Source organism: Cellulomonas uda, from assembly GCF_006538705.1.
Classification (GTDB): Bacteria; Actinomycetota; Actinomycetes; order Actinomycetales; family Cellulomonadaceae; genus Cellulomonas; species Cellulomonas uda.
This window is the reverse complement of the sequence record NZ_BJLP01000017.1, coordinates 37657-53229: the sequence shown is the minus strand read 5'-3', so window position 1 is coordinate 53229 and position 15573 is coordinate 37657. Positions and strand designations below refer to the sequence as shown.

The following is a 15573-nucleotide window of genomic DNA, read 5'->3' as shown; positions in this document are numbered from 1 at the left end:
GATCGGGCGACGACGAGGGGAGGGGCAGCGTGCGAGGTCTCGACGAGCACCGGGCGGCCGCGCTCGCGCTCGCGGCACCGCTGCCGCCCGTGCTGGTCCCGCTGCTGGAGGCCGTGGGGCAGGTGCTCGCGCAGGACGTGACCACCGACGGCCCCCTGCCGCGCTGGGACAACTCCGCGATGGACGGGTACGCGGTGCGCGCGGCGGACGTCGCGGCGGCCACCCCCGACGGCCCGGTGGTGCTGCGGGTGGTGGGTGACGTCGCGGCCGGGTCCGACGACGCGCCCGTGGTCGCCCCGGGCACCGCGGTGCGGATCATGACGGGCGCTCCGGTCCCGCCGGGTGCGGACGCCGTCGTGCCCGTCGAGCTCACCTCTCCCCGCACCGGTGGCCAGGACGCCGGAGACCACGCGTGGGCGACGAGCGGCGCCGACGTCGAGGTGCGCGCGGCCGTGACCGCGGGGCAGCACGTGCGCGGCACCGGCGAGGACGCCGCCGCGGGAGAGGTCGTGCTGCGGGCGGGCGACCTCGTCGGCCCGGCGCACGTCGCGGCCGCGGCGTCGGTCGGCCGCGCGACCCTCGTCGTGCACCGCCGCCCCCGGATCGCGGTGGTGTCCACCGGCGACGAGCTCGTCGCGCCCGGGACGGCGCTGCGGCGCGGGCAGATCCCGGACTCGAACTCGTGGCTGCTCGCCGCCGCGGTGCAGGCCGCGGGCGCCGACGCGCTGCGCCTCGGCCCGGTGGGGGACGACCCGGCCGCGCTGCGCCGCCTGCTGCACGAGCTCGACGGGGGCGACCACGGCACGGTCGACGGCATCGTGACCTCGGGCGGGGTCAGCGCGGGCGCGTTCGACGTGGTCAAGGCCGCGCTGGCCGACGAGCCCGGGGTCGAGCTCGTGCCCGTGGCCGTGCAGCCGGGCAAGCCGCAGGGGCTCGGCCGGCTGCCGTCCGGGACGCCCGTGTGGACGTTGCCGGGCAACCCGGTGAGCGCGTTCGCGTCGTTCGAGATGTTCGTGCGGCCCGCGGTGCGCCGGATGCTCGGCGCGGACCCCGAGCGGCCGCGCGTCGCCGCCGTGGCCGACGAGGGCTGGCGCACCCCGCCGGGCCGCGCGCAGCTCATGCCCGTGCGCCGCGTGCCCGCTGCCGGTTCCGGCTCCGGCTCCGAGCCCGGCCCTGCTGTCCGCGTGCGGCGCGCCACCGCGCGCGGGTCCGGATCGCACCTCGTCGCGCGGCTCGCCGTCGCCGAGGGGCTCGCCGTCATCCCCGCCGACGTGGACGAGGTCCGCGCCGGCGACACCCTGGAGGTCTTCTGGACATGACCGGTCCCAGCCAGCATCCGGCCCAGCATCCCGGCCAGCCGCTCACGCACCTCGACGCGCGCGGGCAGGCCCGCATGGTCGACGTGACCGCGAAGCAGCCCACGGTCCGCTCCGCCACCGCGACGGGCCTGGTCGCGTGCCCGCCGGCCGTCGTCGCGGCGCTGCGGGACGACTCGGTGCCCAAGGGGGACGTGCTCGCGGTCGCGCGGATCGCCGGCATCGCCGCGGCCAAGCGCACACCCGAGCTGCTGCCGCTCGCGCACGTCATCGGGGTGCACGGGGCCGTGGTGGACCTCGTGGTCGACGACGACGGCGTGCGGATCACGGCGAGCGTGCGCACCGCGGACCGCACGGGTGTCGAGATGGAGGCGCTCACCGCCGTGTCCGTGGCGGCGCTCGCGGTGGTCGACATGGTCAAGGGGCTCGACAAGTCCGTGCACATCGAGCACGTGCGGCTCGAGGCGAAGACGGGCGGCAAGTCGGGCGACTGGCACCGCACGTGACCGACCCGCACGTGACCGACCCGCACGTGACCGACCCGCACGTGACCGACCCGCACGTGTCTGACGCCGCGGTCCCCGGCGCGCCCGAGGAGCGCGGGCTGCCGTTCGACGCCCTCGTGCTCGCGGGCGGTGCCGCGCGGCGGTTGGGCGGCCAGCAGCCCGGGGACGTGAAGCCGGGGCTCGTCGTCGGGGGGCTGGCCCTGGTGGACCACGCGCTCGCGGCGGTCGCGGACGCGCGGCGGCGGGTGCTCGTCGCGCCCGCGCAGCTCGCGCGCCCGGGTGTCCCGACGACCCTCGAGGACCCGCCGCTGGGTGGTCCCGTCGCGGGTCTGGCCGCGGGGCTGACGCTGCTCGCGACGCTGGGCGGGGAGCCGGCCGAGGTCGTCGTCGTGCTCGCGTGCGACGTCCCGCGCGCCGGCGAGGTGGTGGCCGCGCTCGTCGCGGCCGCCGCACGGGCCGGTGTCGACGGGGCCCGGCTGGTGGACGACGAGGGCGCCGCCCAGCACCTCGTGGCGGCGTACCGGCGGGCGGCGCTCGACGCAGCGGTCGGCGCGCTCGGGGCGGGGGCGCGCGGGGCGTCCGTGCGGCGGCTCGTCGGCGGTCTCACGCTCGTCGACGTGCCGGACCCCGGCGGTGTCGGGGCGGACGCGGACACGTGGCCGTCCGTCCGCGCCCTGTCCGCCGCGCTCACGCAGGCCCCGCGCACGCGAGCCCCGCGCACGCAGGCCCCGCGCACCGGGGACGCCCCCGCACGTCCCGGGGATGGGACGATCGGGGCGGAGCGCGTCGCCGACCACCCGGCCGACGACCCCAGCGACCATCCAGCCGACCAGGGACGGAGTCCGTCATGACCGATCCTCGCCGCGCCCCCGGTGCCGACCTGCCGCAGTGGGTCGAGCACCTCACGACCCGCCTGGGGGTGGATCCCGCGCTCGTCGACGTGGACCGTCTGCTCGAGCTGTCGAGCGGGGTCGCGCACTCGGTGGCGCGTCCGGCCGTCCCGGTGTCGATGTTCGTCGCGGGGCTCGCCGCCGCGGGCCGTTCGCCCGACGAGATCGCGGCCCTGCTCGCCGACGTCGACTCGGCCGCCGCGGCGTGGGGTGCGCCGTGATCACGGTCCGCTACTTCGCGGCCGCCGCCGAGGCCGCGGGTGTCGACTCGGAGCAGGTCCCGGCCGGCTCGGGCGCGGCGGTGCGCGCGGACCTGCTGACCCGCCACCCGGCGCTCGCGCCGGTCCTCGACCGGTGCGCGCTGCTCGCCGACGGTCGCCGCCTGGAGGCGTCCGACGAGGTGGCCGGGGGAGCCACGCTCGACGTCCTGCCCCCGTTCGCGGGCGGCTGACCCGCCGGCGCCGCGGCGCCCGGGGCGGTCAGCCGCCGATCGCGCTCATGGGCCGGCGCGGCTGCAGGAACGTCGGGTCGTCGATGTCGTGACCGGCCTTCTTGCCGGCCAGGCACGCGTGGAACGCGGCGGCGAGGCCCTCGTCGACCGCCTCCGCGGGCTCGTCGGACCGCAGGACCTCGCGCGTGTCGACCTCGGCCTGCGAGAACAGGCACGCGCGCAGCTGGCCGTCCGCGGTGAGACGCAGCCGGTCGCACGCGCCGCAGAACGGCGCGGTGACGGACGCGATGACGCCGACCGTGGCCGGCCCGCCGTCGACGGTCCACAGCTCGGCGGGTGCGGCCCCGCGGCCGGGCACCTCGTCGAGCCGGAACGCGCCGCGCAGCCGCTCGAGGATCTCGGCCTGCGTGACCATGACGTGCCGGTCCCACGTGTGCCCGCCGTCGAGCGGCATCTGCTCGATGAACCGCATCTGGTAGCCGCGCTCCACGGCGAACCGGGTGAGCGCGACCACCTCGTCGTCGTTGACGCCGCGCATCGCGACCGCGTTGATCTTGACGGGGTGCAGCCCGGCGGCGTCGGCCGCCGCGATGCCCGCGAGCGTCTCGACGAGCTTGTCGCGGCGGGTGAGCTCGAGGAACCGCGCGCGGTCGAGCGTGTCGAGGCTGACGTTGACGCGGCGCAGGCCCGCGTCGCGCAGGGGAGCGGCCAGCGCGGGCAGGCGCAGCGCGTTGGTGGTGAGCGAGACCTCGACGGGCGCGCCGTCGGGCGTGGTCATCGCGGCGAGCCGGCGCACGACGTCGACCACGTCGACCCGCAGCAGCGGCTCTCCGCCGGTCAGCCGGATCTCGCGGATCCCGAGCGCCACGCCCACGCGCGCGACGCGCACGATCTCGTCGGTCGACAGCATGGTCGAGCGCGCGAGCCACGGGACGCCCTCGGCGGGCATGCAGTACGTGCAGCGCAGCGAGCAGCGGTCGGTCAGCGAGATGCGCAGGTCGTGGTGCGCGCGGCCGAACCGGTCGACGAGCTGCCCGCGCGTCGTCGTCGCGCCGCTCTGGCCGGACCCGCCGGTCACAGCCCGACCCAGTGGTGCGTGCCGTTCGCGAGCAGCTCGCGCTTCCACACCGGCAGCTCGGCCTTGACGGTCTCGACGAGCCGGCGGCACGCGTCGAACGCCTCGGCCCGGTGCGCCGCGGCGACGGCGACGACGATCGCCGCCTCGCCCACGCGCAGGTGCCCGACCCGGTGGCTGACCGCGACGCCGAGCACGTCGTCGTCCGCCGCGACGTCGTCGGCGATCCGGCGCAGCACGGCCTCGGCGTCCGGGTGCGCGCTGTACTCGAGCCCGACGACGTCGCCGGTCACCGACGGGTCGTGGTCGCGGACCAGCCCGACGAACGTCGCGACCGCTCCCACGCGCGGGGTCTGCACATGTTCCACGTGAAACAGCAGGTCAAGAGGCTCGTCGCAGATCCGCGTGATCATGCGTGATCACCTCCGCCCACCTGGCTCAGCAGGTGCGGCAGGAGCGGTGCGAGCACCGCGAGCCCCTCGCGCACGCCACCCGGGGAGCCGGGCAGGTTGACCACGACGACGCCCGCGTCCGTCACGCCCGCGAGCCCCCGGCCGAGCACCGCGGTGGGGACGTCCGACGAGCGCCGCAGCAGCTCCGGGATGCCGGGCAGCTCCTTGGCGAGGAGCGGGCGCGTGCCCTCGGGCGTCTCGTCACGCGGCCCGACGCCCGTGCCGCCCGACGTCACGACGAGGCGTGCGCCGCGCGCCATCGCGTCCTCGACCGCGCCGCGCACCGACGCCGCACCGTCCGGCACGACGACCGCGTCCGGTACCGCGAACCCCGCGTCGCGCAGCGCGGCGACGGCCGCGGGGCCCGACCGGTCCTCGCGTGCGCCCGCCGCGCTCCGGTCCGAGACCACGACCACCGCGGCCCGCACGGGAGCCGTCGCAGCGGGGGCGGACGCATCGGCGCTCGTCGTGCTCGGCCCCTGCGGGTGCTGGCTCACCGCGCCAGGCTAACCACGACTCCTCCGCAATTGCCCACCGTCTCGCCGTGGAAACCCCCGCCTGTGATCCCGGTGCTGCCGACGGTGGGGGAGACGTTGGGGGAGACGGTGGGGGAGACGGTGGGGGAGCCGGTAGCCTGGGGCGGTAGGTCAACTGAACATGCTGCTCGAACCGAGGCGGGAGAGTCCCGCGCAGCGGGCGCCGAAGGAGCAACCCTCCCCGGGAATCTCTCAGGCCCCTGTACCGCCACGGCGAGGCAACTCTGGAAAGCGGCCGTCCCACCACGGGAGGGCCCACCGACGGTGCAAGCCGGCGCGCCCCGGGCTGGGACCAGCCATGGCGGACCGGCAAAACTCTCAGGTCGTCGTACGCGGCGGATGACAGAGCGGGGAGCCCACCGCCCGTCCCGGCCGACGCCGGGCGACCCCCGGAGCAGCCCGTGTCGAAGACCACGCCCCACTCGGCCCCCACCGGCCCGGCCCCCGCCGCGCTCGACTTCTCCGACCGTCACGTCGGTCCCCGCCGCGGCGCGGAGACGGACGCGATGCTCGCGGTCGTCGGCTACCAGCGGCTCGAGGACCTGATCGACGCGGCGGTGCCCGCGTCGATCCGCACGGGTCGTCCGCTCGCGCTGCCCGAGGCGCAGGGCGAGGCGGAGGTGCAGGCGGCACTGCGCGAGATCGCGGGCAGGAACCAGGTGCTGCGCCCGATGATCGGCCAGGGCTACTACGGCACGACGACGCCGCCGGTGATCCGCCGCAACGTGCTCGAGTCGCCGGGCTGGTACACCGCGTACACGCCGTACCAGCCCGAGATCAGCCAGGGCCGCCTGGAGGCGCTGCTGAACTTCCAGACGATGGTCGAGGACCTCACCGGGCTGCCCGTGGCGAACGCCAGCCTGCTCGACGAGGCCACCGCGGTCGCGGAGGCAGTCGCGCTGATGTGGCGCGCGCAGCGCGGCAAGGCGGGCACGGTCGTGCTCGACGACCAGCTGTTCGGGCAGTCGCTCGCGGTGACGGTCGGCCGCGCGGAGGCGATCGGCCTGCCCGTGGTGGTGGCCGACCTGTCGCAGGGGCTGCCGCAGGTCGAGGGTGACCTCATCGGGCTCGTCGTGCAGCAGGTCGCGGCGTCCGGCGAGGTCCGGGACCTGCGGGACGTGATCGCGGCGACGAAGGAGCGCGGCGGCCTGGTGACGGTCGCGGCGGACCTGCTCGCGCTCACGCTGCTCACCTCGCCGGGGACGCTCGGCGCGGACGTCGCGGTCGGCTCGGCGCAGCGGTTCGGCGTCCCGCTGTTCGGCGGCGGCCCGCACGCCGCGTTCATGGCGGTGCGCTCGGGCCTCGAGCGGATGCTGCCCGGCCGGCTCGTCGGGGTGTCGGTCGACGCGGACGGCGCGCCCGCGTACCGCCTCGCGCTGCAGACGCGTGAGCAGCACATCCGCCGTGAGAAGGCGACGAGCAACATCTGCACCGCGCAGGCGCTGCTCGCGATCGTCGCGTCGATGTACGCGGTCCACCACGGCCCCGACGGCCTGCGCACCATCGCGTCCCGCGCGCACGGCCACGCGGCGACGCTCGCCGCGCGCCTGCGCGACCTGGGCGTCGAGGTCGAGCACGAGGTCGTCTTCGACACGGTGCGCACGGTCGTCCCGGGCCGTGCGGCGGACGTCGTCGCCGCCGGCGTGCGCCAGGGCGTCAACCTGTGGGCGCCGGACGCGGACCACGTGCAGGCGAGCGTCGACGAGACCACCGGCGACGACGACGTGCTGGCCGTGGTCCTGGCGTTCGTCGCGGCCGGGGTGACGGACGCGCCGTCCGGCGGTCACGACGAGCAGTGGACGTCGCCCAGCGGGTCGTTCACGGTCCGCGGCGAGGCGTTCGCGTACGGCCCGATGGCCGCCCCGACGGCCCTCCCGGACTGGGCCGTGCGCACCGACGAGTACCTCACGCACCCGGTGTTCCACCTGTACCGCTCCGAGACGGCGATGCTGCGCTACCTGCGTCGCCTCTCGGACCAGGACCTCGCGCTGGACCGCACGATGATCCCGCTGGGCTCGTGCACCATGAAGCTCAACGCGACCGCCGAGATGGAGCCCATCTCCTGGCCGCAGTTCGCGGACGTGCACCCCTACGCGCCGGCGGACCAGACGCAGGGCTACGCCGAGCTCGTCACGCAGCTGCAGGACTGGCTCGCGGAGATCACCGGGTACGCGGCGGTGTCGGTGCAGCCGAACGGCGGGTCGCAGGGCGAGTTCGCCGGGCTGCTCGCGATCAAGGCGTACCACCGTGACCGCGGTGAGGCGCAGCGCGACGTCTGCCTCATCCCGGCGTCCGCGCACGGCACGAACGCGGCGTCGGCGGCGCTCGCGGGCCTGCGCGTGGTCGTCGTCGCGACGGCCGAGGACGGCGAGATCCTGCTCGACGACCTGCGCGCGAAGCTCGAGGAGCACGGCCCGCGGGTCGCCGCGATCATGATCACGTACCCGTCCACGCACGGCGTGTACGAGGAGCACGTGCGCCAGGTGTGCGACCTCGTGCACGACGCGGGCGGCCAGGTCTACATCGACGGCGCCAACCTCAACGCGCTCGTCGGCCTGGCCCGCCCGGGCGAGATGGGTGGCGACGTGAGCCACCTCAACCTGCACAAGACGTTCTGCATCCCGCACGGCGGCGGCGGCCCGGGCGTGGGTCCCGTCGCGGTCGCGGCGCACCTCGCGCCGTACCTGCCGGGCGACCCGACGACGAGCCCGCGCACGCCCGACGCGCCGGCGCACGCGTCGCACGTGCCGGCCGTCTCCGCGGCGCCGTGGGGCTCGGCGGGCATCCTGCCCATCTCGTGGGCGTACGTCGCGCTCATGGGTCCCGACGGGCTGCGCCGCGCGACCGAGGTCGCGGTGCTCGCCGCGAACTACCTCGCGACGCGCCTGCGTGAGCACTTCCCGGTGCTCTACACGGGCCCGAACGGGCTGGTCGCGCACGAGTGCATCCTCGACCTGCGCGAGATCACCAGGCGCACGGGCGTGACCGCGGAGGACGTCGCGAAGCGGCTCATGGACTACGGGTTCCACGCGCCGACGCTCGCGTTCCCCGTGCCGGGCACGCTCATGGTCGAGCCGACCGAGAGCGAGGACCTGGCCGAGCTCGACCGGTTCGTCGACGCGATGGTCGCGATCCGCGCCGAGATCGACGAGGTCGCCGCCGGCACGTGGCCGCTCGAGGACTCGCCGCTGCGGCACGCGCCGCACACCGCGCAGTCCGTGAGCGCCGACGAGTGGACGCACGCGTACTCCCGTGAGCGCGCCGCGTTCCCGCTGGCGAGCCTGCGCCGCGGCAAGTACTGGCCGCCCGTGCGCCGCATCGACGGCGCGCGCGGGGACCGCAACCTGGTCTGCTCGTGCCCGCCCGTCGAGGCGTTCGCCGAGTGAGCCACCCGACCACCTCACCCGCACGACGAGAGGACCGAGCATGAGCGACCAGGCGCGGCCGTCCCCGCTGCACGACGAGCACGTCGCGCTGGGCGCGGCGCTCACCGACTTCGCCGGGTGGCAGATGCCGCTGCGGTACGGCTCGGACGTCGCCGAGCACACCGCGGTGCGCACCGCCGCGGGCCTGTTCGACCTGTCGCACATGGGCGAGCTGGAGGTCGAGGGTCCGGGTGCGGGCGACGCGCTCGACCGCGCGCTCGTCGGCAACCTCACGGCGCTCGAGCCGGGCCGCGCGCGCTACACGATGATCTGCCAGGCCGACGGGGGCGTCCTCGACGACCTCGTCGTGTACCGGCACCCGGACGACGAGCGTGGCCGCCGCTACCTCGTCGTCGCGAACGCGTCGAACGTGGACGTCGTGCGCGACGCGCTCGCCGAGCGGTTCGCGGGGCGCGACGACGTGACGCTCACGGACCGGTCCGAGCAGACCGCGCTCGTCGCGGTGCAGGGGCCCCGGGCGCAGGAGATCGTCGTCGGCCTCGTCGCGGACCCCGCCGAGGCGGACGCGGTGGCCGCGCTGCGGTACTACGCGTCGGTGCCCGCGCGCGTCGCGGGGCTCGACGCGCTCGTCGCACGGACCGGGTACACGGGCGAGGACGGCTTCGAGCTGTTCGTCCCCGCCGGCGACGCGCCGACGCTGTGGCGCGCGCTGCTCGACGCGGGCTCGCCGCTGGGCCTGGTGCCCGCGGGCCTGTCCGCACGCGACTCGCTGCGCCTCGAGGCGGGCATGCCCCTGTACGGCAACGAGCTCGACACCACGACCACCCCGCACGACGCGGGCCTGGGCCGCGTGGTCAAGCTCGACAAGGTCGACGCCGCGGGCGAGCCGCTGCCCTTCGTCGGGCGCGAGGCGCTCGAGTCCCGCGCGCACGCCGTCCCGGCCCGCACGCTCGTCGGGCTGCAGGGACTGTCGCGCCGCGCGGCCCGGCACGGCTACCCGGTGGTCACGGCGACCGGCGCGGTCGTCGGGACCGTGACGTCGGGCGCCCCGTCGCCCACGCTCGGCCACCCCGTCGCGATGGCGTACGTGACGCCCGAGGTGTCCGCCGAGGGCACGGAGCTCGCGGTCGACGTCCGCGGCCGGCACGAGCCGGTGCGCGTCGTGCCTCTTCCCTTCTACCGTCGTCCCCGGTAGACCTCACCTAGCGACACCAGAGCGGAGCACCCTCATGACCGACCTGCCCGGCGACCTCAAGTACACCCTCGAGCACGAGTGGCTCACCGACGGCGCACCCGCGACCGTCGGCATCACGTCCGTGGCGGCCGAGGCGCTCGGCGACATCGTCTACCTCGAGCTCCCGGCTGTCGGCGAGTCGATCGCCGCCGGCACCGTGATCGGCGAGATCGAGTCGACGAAGTCCGTGTCCGAGCTGTTCTCGCCCGTGACCGGCACGGTCGTCGAGGTGAACACCGCCGCCGTCGACGACCCGTCCGTCGTCAACTCCGACCCGTTCGGCGCGGGCTGGCTGATCAAGGTCGACGTCGCCGAGGCCGGTCCGCTGCTCACCGCGGAGGAGTACGCCGCGCACGCGGCGGGTTGATCGGGCCGCCGGTCGGGAGGACCCTCCGGCGGGTGTTCACAGGTCGTCCGGGGCGCGCAGCCGTCGAAGCGGTTGCGCCCCGGCGGCGCGAGGGCCGAACGGGTGAAAGCCGAGCGGCCCACGGGGACCGGGTGTATCAGGCCCACGGTTCCGCGTTCATTGTGGGCACAGCAGGACGACCGTGGGGTGCGGAACACGGTGAGAAGAAGTCGGGCGAAACGGCGTCATAGTCGTGCGTCTGCACGCTCTCATCCTCCGAACGCCCCGCGGCACCCGGTCCAGGACCGGGGCCGTGCACCGATCGGAGGACAGAATGAGCATGCTCGAGACCACCGCCCCCCTCACGGGTGCGGAGACTCTCACCCGGCGTGAGCGCGTCGTGCTCGCGGAGCTCGCCGAGGACGTCACCCTCGAGGAGATCGCGACCCGCCTCTTCGTCACCCGCAACACCGTCAAGTCGCAGGTCCGCAGCGTCTACCGCAAGATCGGCGTCTCGACGCGGTCCGAGGCGGTCTCGTGGGCGGTGGCGCACGGCATCCGCTGAGACCCGCACCCGTGCCGCGCCGCTCGACGACGAACGGCAGTCCCCGCCGCTGAGCGGGCACCCGACCGGCTCGCCCTGACGAGGGCGGGCCGTCGTCGTCTGCGGGACCGCCCGGGGCGCTCCTGGCAGACTCGCCGCATGGCTCCCGTGCTCGTCGTCGCCGCCGCGATCGTCGACGACCTCGACAACCCGTACGCGCTGCTCGCGGCGCGCCGCGCGACCCCCGCGAGCCTCGCCGGCCGCTGGGAGTTCCCTGGCGGCAAGGTCGACGCGGGCGAGAGCCCGGTGCAGGCGCTGCACCGTGAGCTGCGGGAGGAGCTGGGCGTGCGCGTCACGCTCGGCGACGAGGTCGTCGGCCCCGACGAGGGTGCGTGGCGGCTGTCCGAGACGTACGCGATGCGCCTGTGGTTCGCGGAGGTGAGCGCCGGGACGCCCGAGCCGCTCGTCGAGCACGACGAGCTGCGGTGGCTGCCGCGTGCGCACTGGCTCGACGTGCCGTGGCTCGACGCCGACGTGCGGATCGTCGAGCACCTCGTCGGCGCGCGTCTGCCCTGAGCGAACCTCGCTTAGCACTCGGTCGGCGAGAGTGCTAGAACAGTGTCGTAGCCCACCGGGCCGCGCGCCCGGTACGTACCCGAGGCGCCGGGTGGTCCGGCACCTCGCTGCGAAGGAGGTGAGGGTATGGCTACTCGTACCGACCCGTTCCGGGAGATGGACCGACTCCTGACGTCCGTCCTGAACGCCGACCGGACCGCCGCGCTCTCGCAGGCGATGCCCGTCGACCTGTACCGCTCGGGCGACCACTACGTCCTGCACGTCGACCTGCCGGGCGCCGACCCGGGCACCATCGACGTCAACGTCGAGGACCGCACGCTGACCATCCGCGCGCAGCGCTCGCCGCGCACCGACGAGGACGTGCAGTGGCTCGCCAAGGAGCGCCCGTCCGGCACCTACGCGCGCCAGCTGACGCTCGGCCGCGGGCTCGCGCTCGACGCGATCAGCGCGACCTACACCGACGGCGTCCTCACGCTGACCATCCCGGTCGCCCAGGAGGCCAAGCCGCGGCGCATCGAGGTGCAGCACGGCACCACCGCCCCGACGCCGGAGATCACCTCCGCGTCGGCCTGACCGGCCACCCTCCACGACCGTCCTGTGACCGGCCCGCGCACGACCGCGCGGGCCGGTCGCGCGCGTGCGACCTCAGGCCGGCAGGCTGCGCGCCACGCGCTCGACCGCCTCGGTGAGGACCGCGCGGGACGTCGCGAAGTTGAGCCGCGCGAAGCCCGCGCCCGGGCGTCCGAACGTCGGGCCCGCGTTCAGCGCGACGCGCGCCTCCGCCAGCAGGCGTGCCGCCGGGTCCTCCTCGCCCGGGAGCTGCTCGCGCAGGTCCAACCACGCGAAGTACGTCGCCGCGCCCGGGGTCCACCGCGTGCGCGGCAGCCGCGAGTCGAGCAGTGCGCCCAGGTGCGCACGCGAGTCCCGCAGCGACTCCAGGAGCGCGTCCAGCCAGCCGTCGCCGTGCGTGAGCGCCGTGGTGTGCGCCAGGACCGGCACGTGCCCGATCTCGGACGAGACCAGCTCGGGCAGGCGGGCCAGGTCCGCCACGGCGTCCGGGCCCGGCACGGCCAGCGCCGCCTTCAGGCCCGCGAGGTGGAACGCCTTGGACGCCGAGTGCACCGCGACCGCGCCGGGGATCACCGTCGTCGCCGACACGAACCGCACGTCCGCGTCGAGCACCAGCGGGGCGTGCACCTCGTCGGACACCACCCGCACGCCGTGCCGCGCCGCGAGCTCGCCGACCGCGCGCAGCTCGTCGGGGGCGTGCACCGTGCCCGTCGGGTTCTGCGGGTGGCACAGCAGGTACGCCGCCGACCGGCCGCCCGCCCGCGCCCGGCCGAACGCCTCGTCGAGCGCCGCGAGGTCGAGGCGACCGTCCGCGCCCAGGTCCGCACGCTCCACCGCGCGGCCCGTGCGCCGCACGAACGCCCGGAACGGCGGGTACACCGGCGGGTTGATGACGACCACGCCGTCGTCGTCCGTGAGCAGCCGCACCAGCTCCGAGACGCCCTGCATGACGTCCGGCACCAGGGCCGTCGTCGCCGGGTCCGGCGCCCAGCCCCAGCGGCGCTCCGCGAAGCCCGCGAAGGCCTCCTGGTACGGCCTGCCGGCCGGGTAGCCCGTGTCGCCGCGGCGCAGCGCGTGCGTGACCGCCGCCACCACCGGCTCGCACACGCGCACGTCCATCTCCGCGACGAACAGCGGCAGCACGTCGGGCGGGTAGCGGCGCCACTTCTGGCTGGTGCGGGTCCGCAGCTCCTCGAGCGACACGTCGAACAGGCTCACCCCCCGGACGTTACCCACCGTCCGACGTGGTCGCGATCGCCCTGGTCGCGGCCCGCGTCCAGCACGCGCGGGCTCGGGTCGGGACGACGAACGGGTCGGCCCGGGGCTGGGCCGACCCGTTCGCGGGGTGTCTCAGAGCGTGGCTCGGACCGCCTGGGTCGCCACGAGCATGTGCTCCAGGCTCGGCGTGGTCTCCTCGTACCGGCGCGTCTTGAGCCCGCAGTCCGGGTTGACCCACAGCTGGTCGAGCGCGATGGCCTTGACCGCACCCGTCAGCAGCTCGGTGATCTCCTCGACCGACGGCACGCGCGGCGAGTGGATGTCGTACACGCCCGGGCCCACGGCGCGCGGGTAGCCCGCCGCCGCGATGTCCTCGACGATCTCCATCTTCGAACGCGCCGCCTCGATGGACGTGACGTCCGCGTCCAGGCCGTCGATCGCACCCATGATCTGGCCGAACTCCGAGTAGCACAGGTGCGTGTGGATCTGGGTGTCCGGACGCACGCCCGACGTCGCGAGCCGGAACGAGCGCACCGACCAGTCGAGGTAGTCCGCGTGGTCCGCCGCGCGCAGCGGCAGCAGCTCGCGCAGTGCCGGCTCGTCGACCTGGATCACCGCGATGCCCGCGGCCTCGAGGTCCGTGATCTCGTCGCGCAGCGCGAGGGCCACCTGGTTCGCGGTCTCGCGCAGCGGCTGGTCGTCGCGCACGAAGCTCCACGCGAGGATCGTCACCGGGCCCGTGAGCATGCCCTTGACCGGCTTGCTCGTGAGCGACTGCGTGTACGTCGTCCAGTCGACCGTGATCGGCTTCGGCCGCGACACGTCGCCCCACAGGATCGACGGGCGCGTGCAGCGCGAGCCGTACGACTGCACCCAGCCGTTCTCCGTGACCGCGAAGCCGTCGAGGTTCTCCGCGAAGTACTGCACCATGTCGTTGCGCTCCGGCTCGCCGTGCACCAGCACGTCCAGACCGATGCGCTCCTGGAGCTCCACGACGCGGCGGATCTCCGCCTTCATCTCCTCGACGTACTGCTCGTCGGTGAGCTCACCCTTGCCGTGCGCCGCGCGGGCCTTGCGGATCTCGGGCGTCTGCGGGAACGAGCCGATGGTGGTCGTCGGCAGCGGCGGGAGGTTCAGGCGCTGCGCCTGGGCCTCCTTGCGCTCGTCGAACGAGCCGCGCGCGAACGCGTCGTCGGACAGGCCGCCCGTGCGCTCGCGCACCTCGGGACGCACCACCCCCGGCGCGCTGCGGCGCGACGCGACCGCGTCGGACGCCTCGAGCAGCTGCTCGTGGATCGCCTCGCGGCCCTCGGACAGGCCCTCCGCGAGGGTCACGACCTCCGCGACCTTCTGGTCCGCGAACGCGAGCCACGAGCGCAGCGTCGGGTCCAGGTTCGGCTCGTCCGCCGTGTCGTGCGGCACGTGGAACAGCGACGTCGACGTGCCGACCGCGACCGCGCCCGCACCGATGACCTCGAGCTGCTCGAGCACCTGGAGCTTGGCGTCCAGGTCCGCGCGCCAGATGTTGTGGCCGTCGACGACGCCCGCGACGAGCGTCTTCGACTCCAGGCCCGGGACCGCCTCGGTGGGCGCCGCGCCCGTGACCAGGTCCAGCCCGATCGCCTCGACGTCGGTGCCGGCGAGCACCGGCAGCGCGGCGCCCAGGTCCCCGTACGGGGCGGCGACGAACAGCGCGGGACGCTGCGGGCGCGCGAGCTCGGTCGCGAGCACGCGGTACGCGTCCGCGGTCGCCGCGAGCAGACGCTCGACCGGCACGTCGATGCTCTCCGAGACGAGCGCGGGCTCGTCGAGCTGCACCCACGTGGCCCCCGCCGCCGCGAGGTCGCGCAGCAGGTCCGCGTACACGGGCAGCAGGTCGTGCAGCCGGTCGATCGGCGCGAAGTCCGCGGGCGCACCCTCGGTCGCCTTCGCGAGCGCCAGGTACGTCACCGGGCCGACGATCACCGGGCGGGTCAGGACGCCGTCGGCGAGCGCCTCGACGAACTCCGCGACCGGGCGCGTTCCGACGTACGAGAACGTCGTCTCCGGGCCGATCTCCGGGACGAGGTAGTGGTAGTTGGTGTCGAACCACTTGGTCATCTCGAGCGGAAGGTCGTCGCCACGGCCGCGCGCGACCGTCGAGTACGCCGCGAGGTCGAGCGTGCCGTCCGCGCCGACGAGGTCCGCGAAGCGCGCGGGGATCGCGCCGACGACCGCGGTCGCGTCGAGCACCTGGTCGTAGAAGGAGAACGCGCTCGGGATCGCGGCCGTGTCCTTCGGCAGGCCGAGCTCGACGAGGCGCTCGCGCGTCCGGCGGCGCAGCGCCGCGGCGGTCGCCTCGACCTCGTCGGCCGTGGACCTCCCGGCCCAGAAGGCCTCCACGGCCTTCTTGAGCTCGCGGCGCGGCCCGATGCGCGGGTAGCCGAGCACGGAGCCGGTCGGGAACTGCGGGGTCTCGCTCATGGGGTCCAGC

Annotated in this window: 16 protein-coding genes and 1 riboswitch; of the genes, 11 read left to right on the top strand and 5 right to left on the bottom strand. The window is 75.3% G+C overall.

The genetic code is table 11. The annotated features are described in order from the left end of the window. The first annotated feature begins 29 nt into the window (after window positions 1-29). Genes CUD01_RS06680 through CUD01_RS06660 form a run of 5 tightly spaced genes read left to right on the top strand, consistent with a single transcriptional unit; the run spans window position 30 to window position 3163 of the window. The gene (locus CUD01_RS06680) at window positions 30-1319 is read left to right on the top strand and encodes a molybdopterin molybdotransferase MoeA (RefSeq protein WP_141319707.1); all 1290 of its coding nucleotides are present in this window, start codon (window positions 30-32) and stop codon (window positions 1317-1319) included. Further along, entirely contained in the window at window positions 1316-1822 is a 507-nt protein-coding gene (moaC, locus tag CUD01_RS06675) for a cyclic pyranopterin monophosphate synthase MoaC (RefSeq protein WP_141319705.1), read from the top strand. Before CUD01_RS06680 ends, moaC begins: the two co-directional genes overlap by 4 nt. After that, the gene (gene mobA / locus CUD01_RS06670) at window positions 1819-2673 is read left to right on the top strand and encodes a molybdenum cofactor guanylyltransferase (protein ID WP_244937695.1); all 855 of its coding nucleotides are present in this window, start codon (window positions 1819-1821) and stop codon (window positions 2671-2673) included. The genes moaC and mobA overlap by 4 nt, the downstream gene beginning before the upstream one ends. Continuing rightward, window positions 2670-2933 (top strand): DUF6457 domain-containing protein, encoded by a 264-nt coding sequence (locus tag CUD01_RS06665; protein WP_141319703.1) that lies wholly within the window; start codon window positions 2670-2672, stop codon window positions 2931-2933. Before mobA ends, CUD01_RS06665 begins: the two co-directional genes overlap by 4 nt. Continuing rightward, window positions 2930-3163 carry a MoaD/ThiS family protein gene (locus CUD01_RS06660; protein ID WP_094182417.1) on the top strand — a complete coding sequence of 78 codons (234 nt, stop codon included), beginning with the start codon at window positions 2930-2932 and terminating at the stop codon, window positions 3161-3163. Before CUD01_RS06665 ends, CUD01_RS06660 begins: the two co-directional genes overlap by 4 nt. A gap of 28 nt (window positions 3164-3191) precedes the next feature. On the opposite strand, the gene moaA is transcribed toward CUD01_RS06660, so the two are convergent. From moaA to CUD01_RS06645, 3 genes are read right to left on the bottom strand one after another with little or no spacing between them, the layout of a single operon-like run. Next, on the bottom strand, window positions 3192-4241 hold the full coding sequence (gene moaA / locus CUD01_RS06655; protein ID WP_141319701.1) for a GTP 3',8-cyclase MoaA: 1050 nt from the start codon (window positions 4239-4241) through the stop codon (window positions 3192-3194). Next, a complete protein-coding gene (locus CUD01_RS06650; RefSeq protein ID WP_141319699.1) occupies window positions 4238-4651 on the bottom strand; it encodes a molybdenum cofactor biosynthesis protein MoaE in 414 nt (137 codons plus the stop codon). The genes moaA and CUD01_RS06650 overlap by 4 nt, the downstream gene beginning before the upstream one ends. Further along, on the bottom strand, window positions 4648-5118 hold the full coding sequence (locus CUD01_RS06645) for a MogA/MoaB family molybdenum cofactor biosynthesis protein (protein ID WP_094181574.1): 471 nt from the start codon (window positions 5116-5118) through the stop codon (window positions 4648-4650). The genes CUD01_RS06650 and CUD01_RS06645 overlap by 4 nt, the downstream gene beginning before the upstream one ends. A 237-nt stretch (window positions 5119-5355) precedes the next feature. Next, window positions 5356-5444, top strand: a riboswitch (glycine riboswitch). Window positions 5445-5627: 183 nt separating this feature from the next. Here CUD01_RS06645 and gcvP point away from each other — a divergent pair. From gcvP to CUD01_RS06615, 6 genes are all read left to right on the top strand, one after another. Further along, on the top strand, window positions 5628-8612 hold the full coding sequence (gene gcvP, locus CUD01_RS06640; RefSeq protein ID WP_141319697.1) for an aminomethyl-transferring glycine dehydrogenase: 2985 nt from the start codon (window positions 5628-5630) through the stop codon (window positions 8610-8612). 40 nt (window positions 8613-8652) lie between these two features. Beyond that, the gene (gcvT, locus tag CUD01_RS06635; protein WP_141319694.1) at window positions 8653-9807 is read left to right on the top strand and encodes a glycine cleavage system aminomethyltransferase GcvT; all 1155 of its coding nucleotides are present in this window, start codon (window positions 8653-8655) and stop codon (window positions 9805-9807) included. Window positions 9808-9841: 34 nt separating this feature from the next. Continuing rightward, a complete protein-coding gene (gene gcvH, locus CUD01_RS06630; protein ID WP_094181577.1) occupies window positions 9842-10213 on the top strand; it encodes a glycine cleavage system protein GcvH in 372 nt (123 codons plus the stop codon). A 313-nt stretch (window positions 10214-10526) separates the two neighbouring features. Further along, on the top strand, window positions 10527-10757 hold the full coding sequence (locus tag CUD01_RS06625) for a helix-turn-helix domain-containing protein (RefSeq protein ID WP_094181578.1): 231 nt from the start codon (window positions 10527-10529) through the stop codon (window positions 10755-10757). Between the two features lie 138 nt (window positions 10758-10895). Further along, complete coding sequence (locus tag CUD01_RS06620) at window positions 10896-11312, top strand: (deoxy)nucleoside triphosphate pyrophosphohydrolase (protein WP_141319692.1); 417 nt, start codon at window positions 10896-10898, stop codon at window positions 11310-11312. Between the two features lie 126 nt (window positions 11313-11438). Further along, complete coding sequence (locus CUD01_RS06615) at window positions 11439-11885, top strand: Hsp20/alpha crystallin family protein (protein ID WP_094181580.1); 447 nt, start codon at window positions 11439-11441, stop codon at window positions 11883-11885. Window positions 11886-11957: 72 nt separating this feature from the next. On the opposite strand, the gene CUD01_RS06610 is transcribed toward CUD01_RS06615, so the two are convergent. Then, a complete protein-coding gene (locus tag CUD01_RS06610) occupies window positions 11958-13100 on the bottom strand; it encodes a MalY/PatB family protein (RefSeq protein WP_244937694.1) in 1143 nt (380 codons plus the stop codon). 132 nt (window positions 13101-13232) lie between these two features. Further along, window positions 13233-15563, bottom strand: a complete 2331-nt coding sequence (metE, locus tag CUD01_RS06605; protein ID WP_141319690.1) for a 5-methyltetrahydropteroyltriglutamate--homocysteine S-methyltransferase — start codon at window positions 15561-15563, stop codon at window positions 13233-13235. Between the last annotated feature and the right edge of the window lie 10 nt (window positions 15564-15573).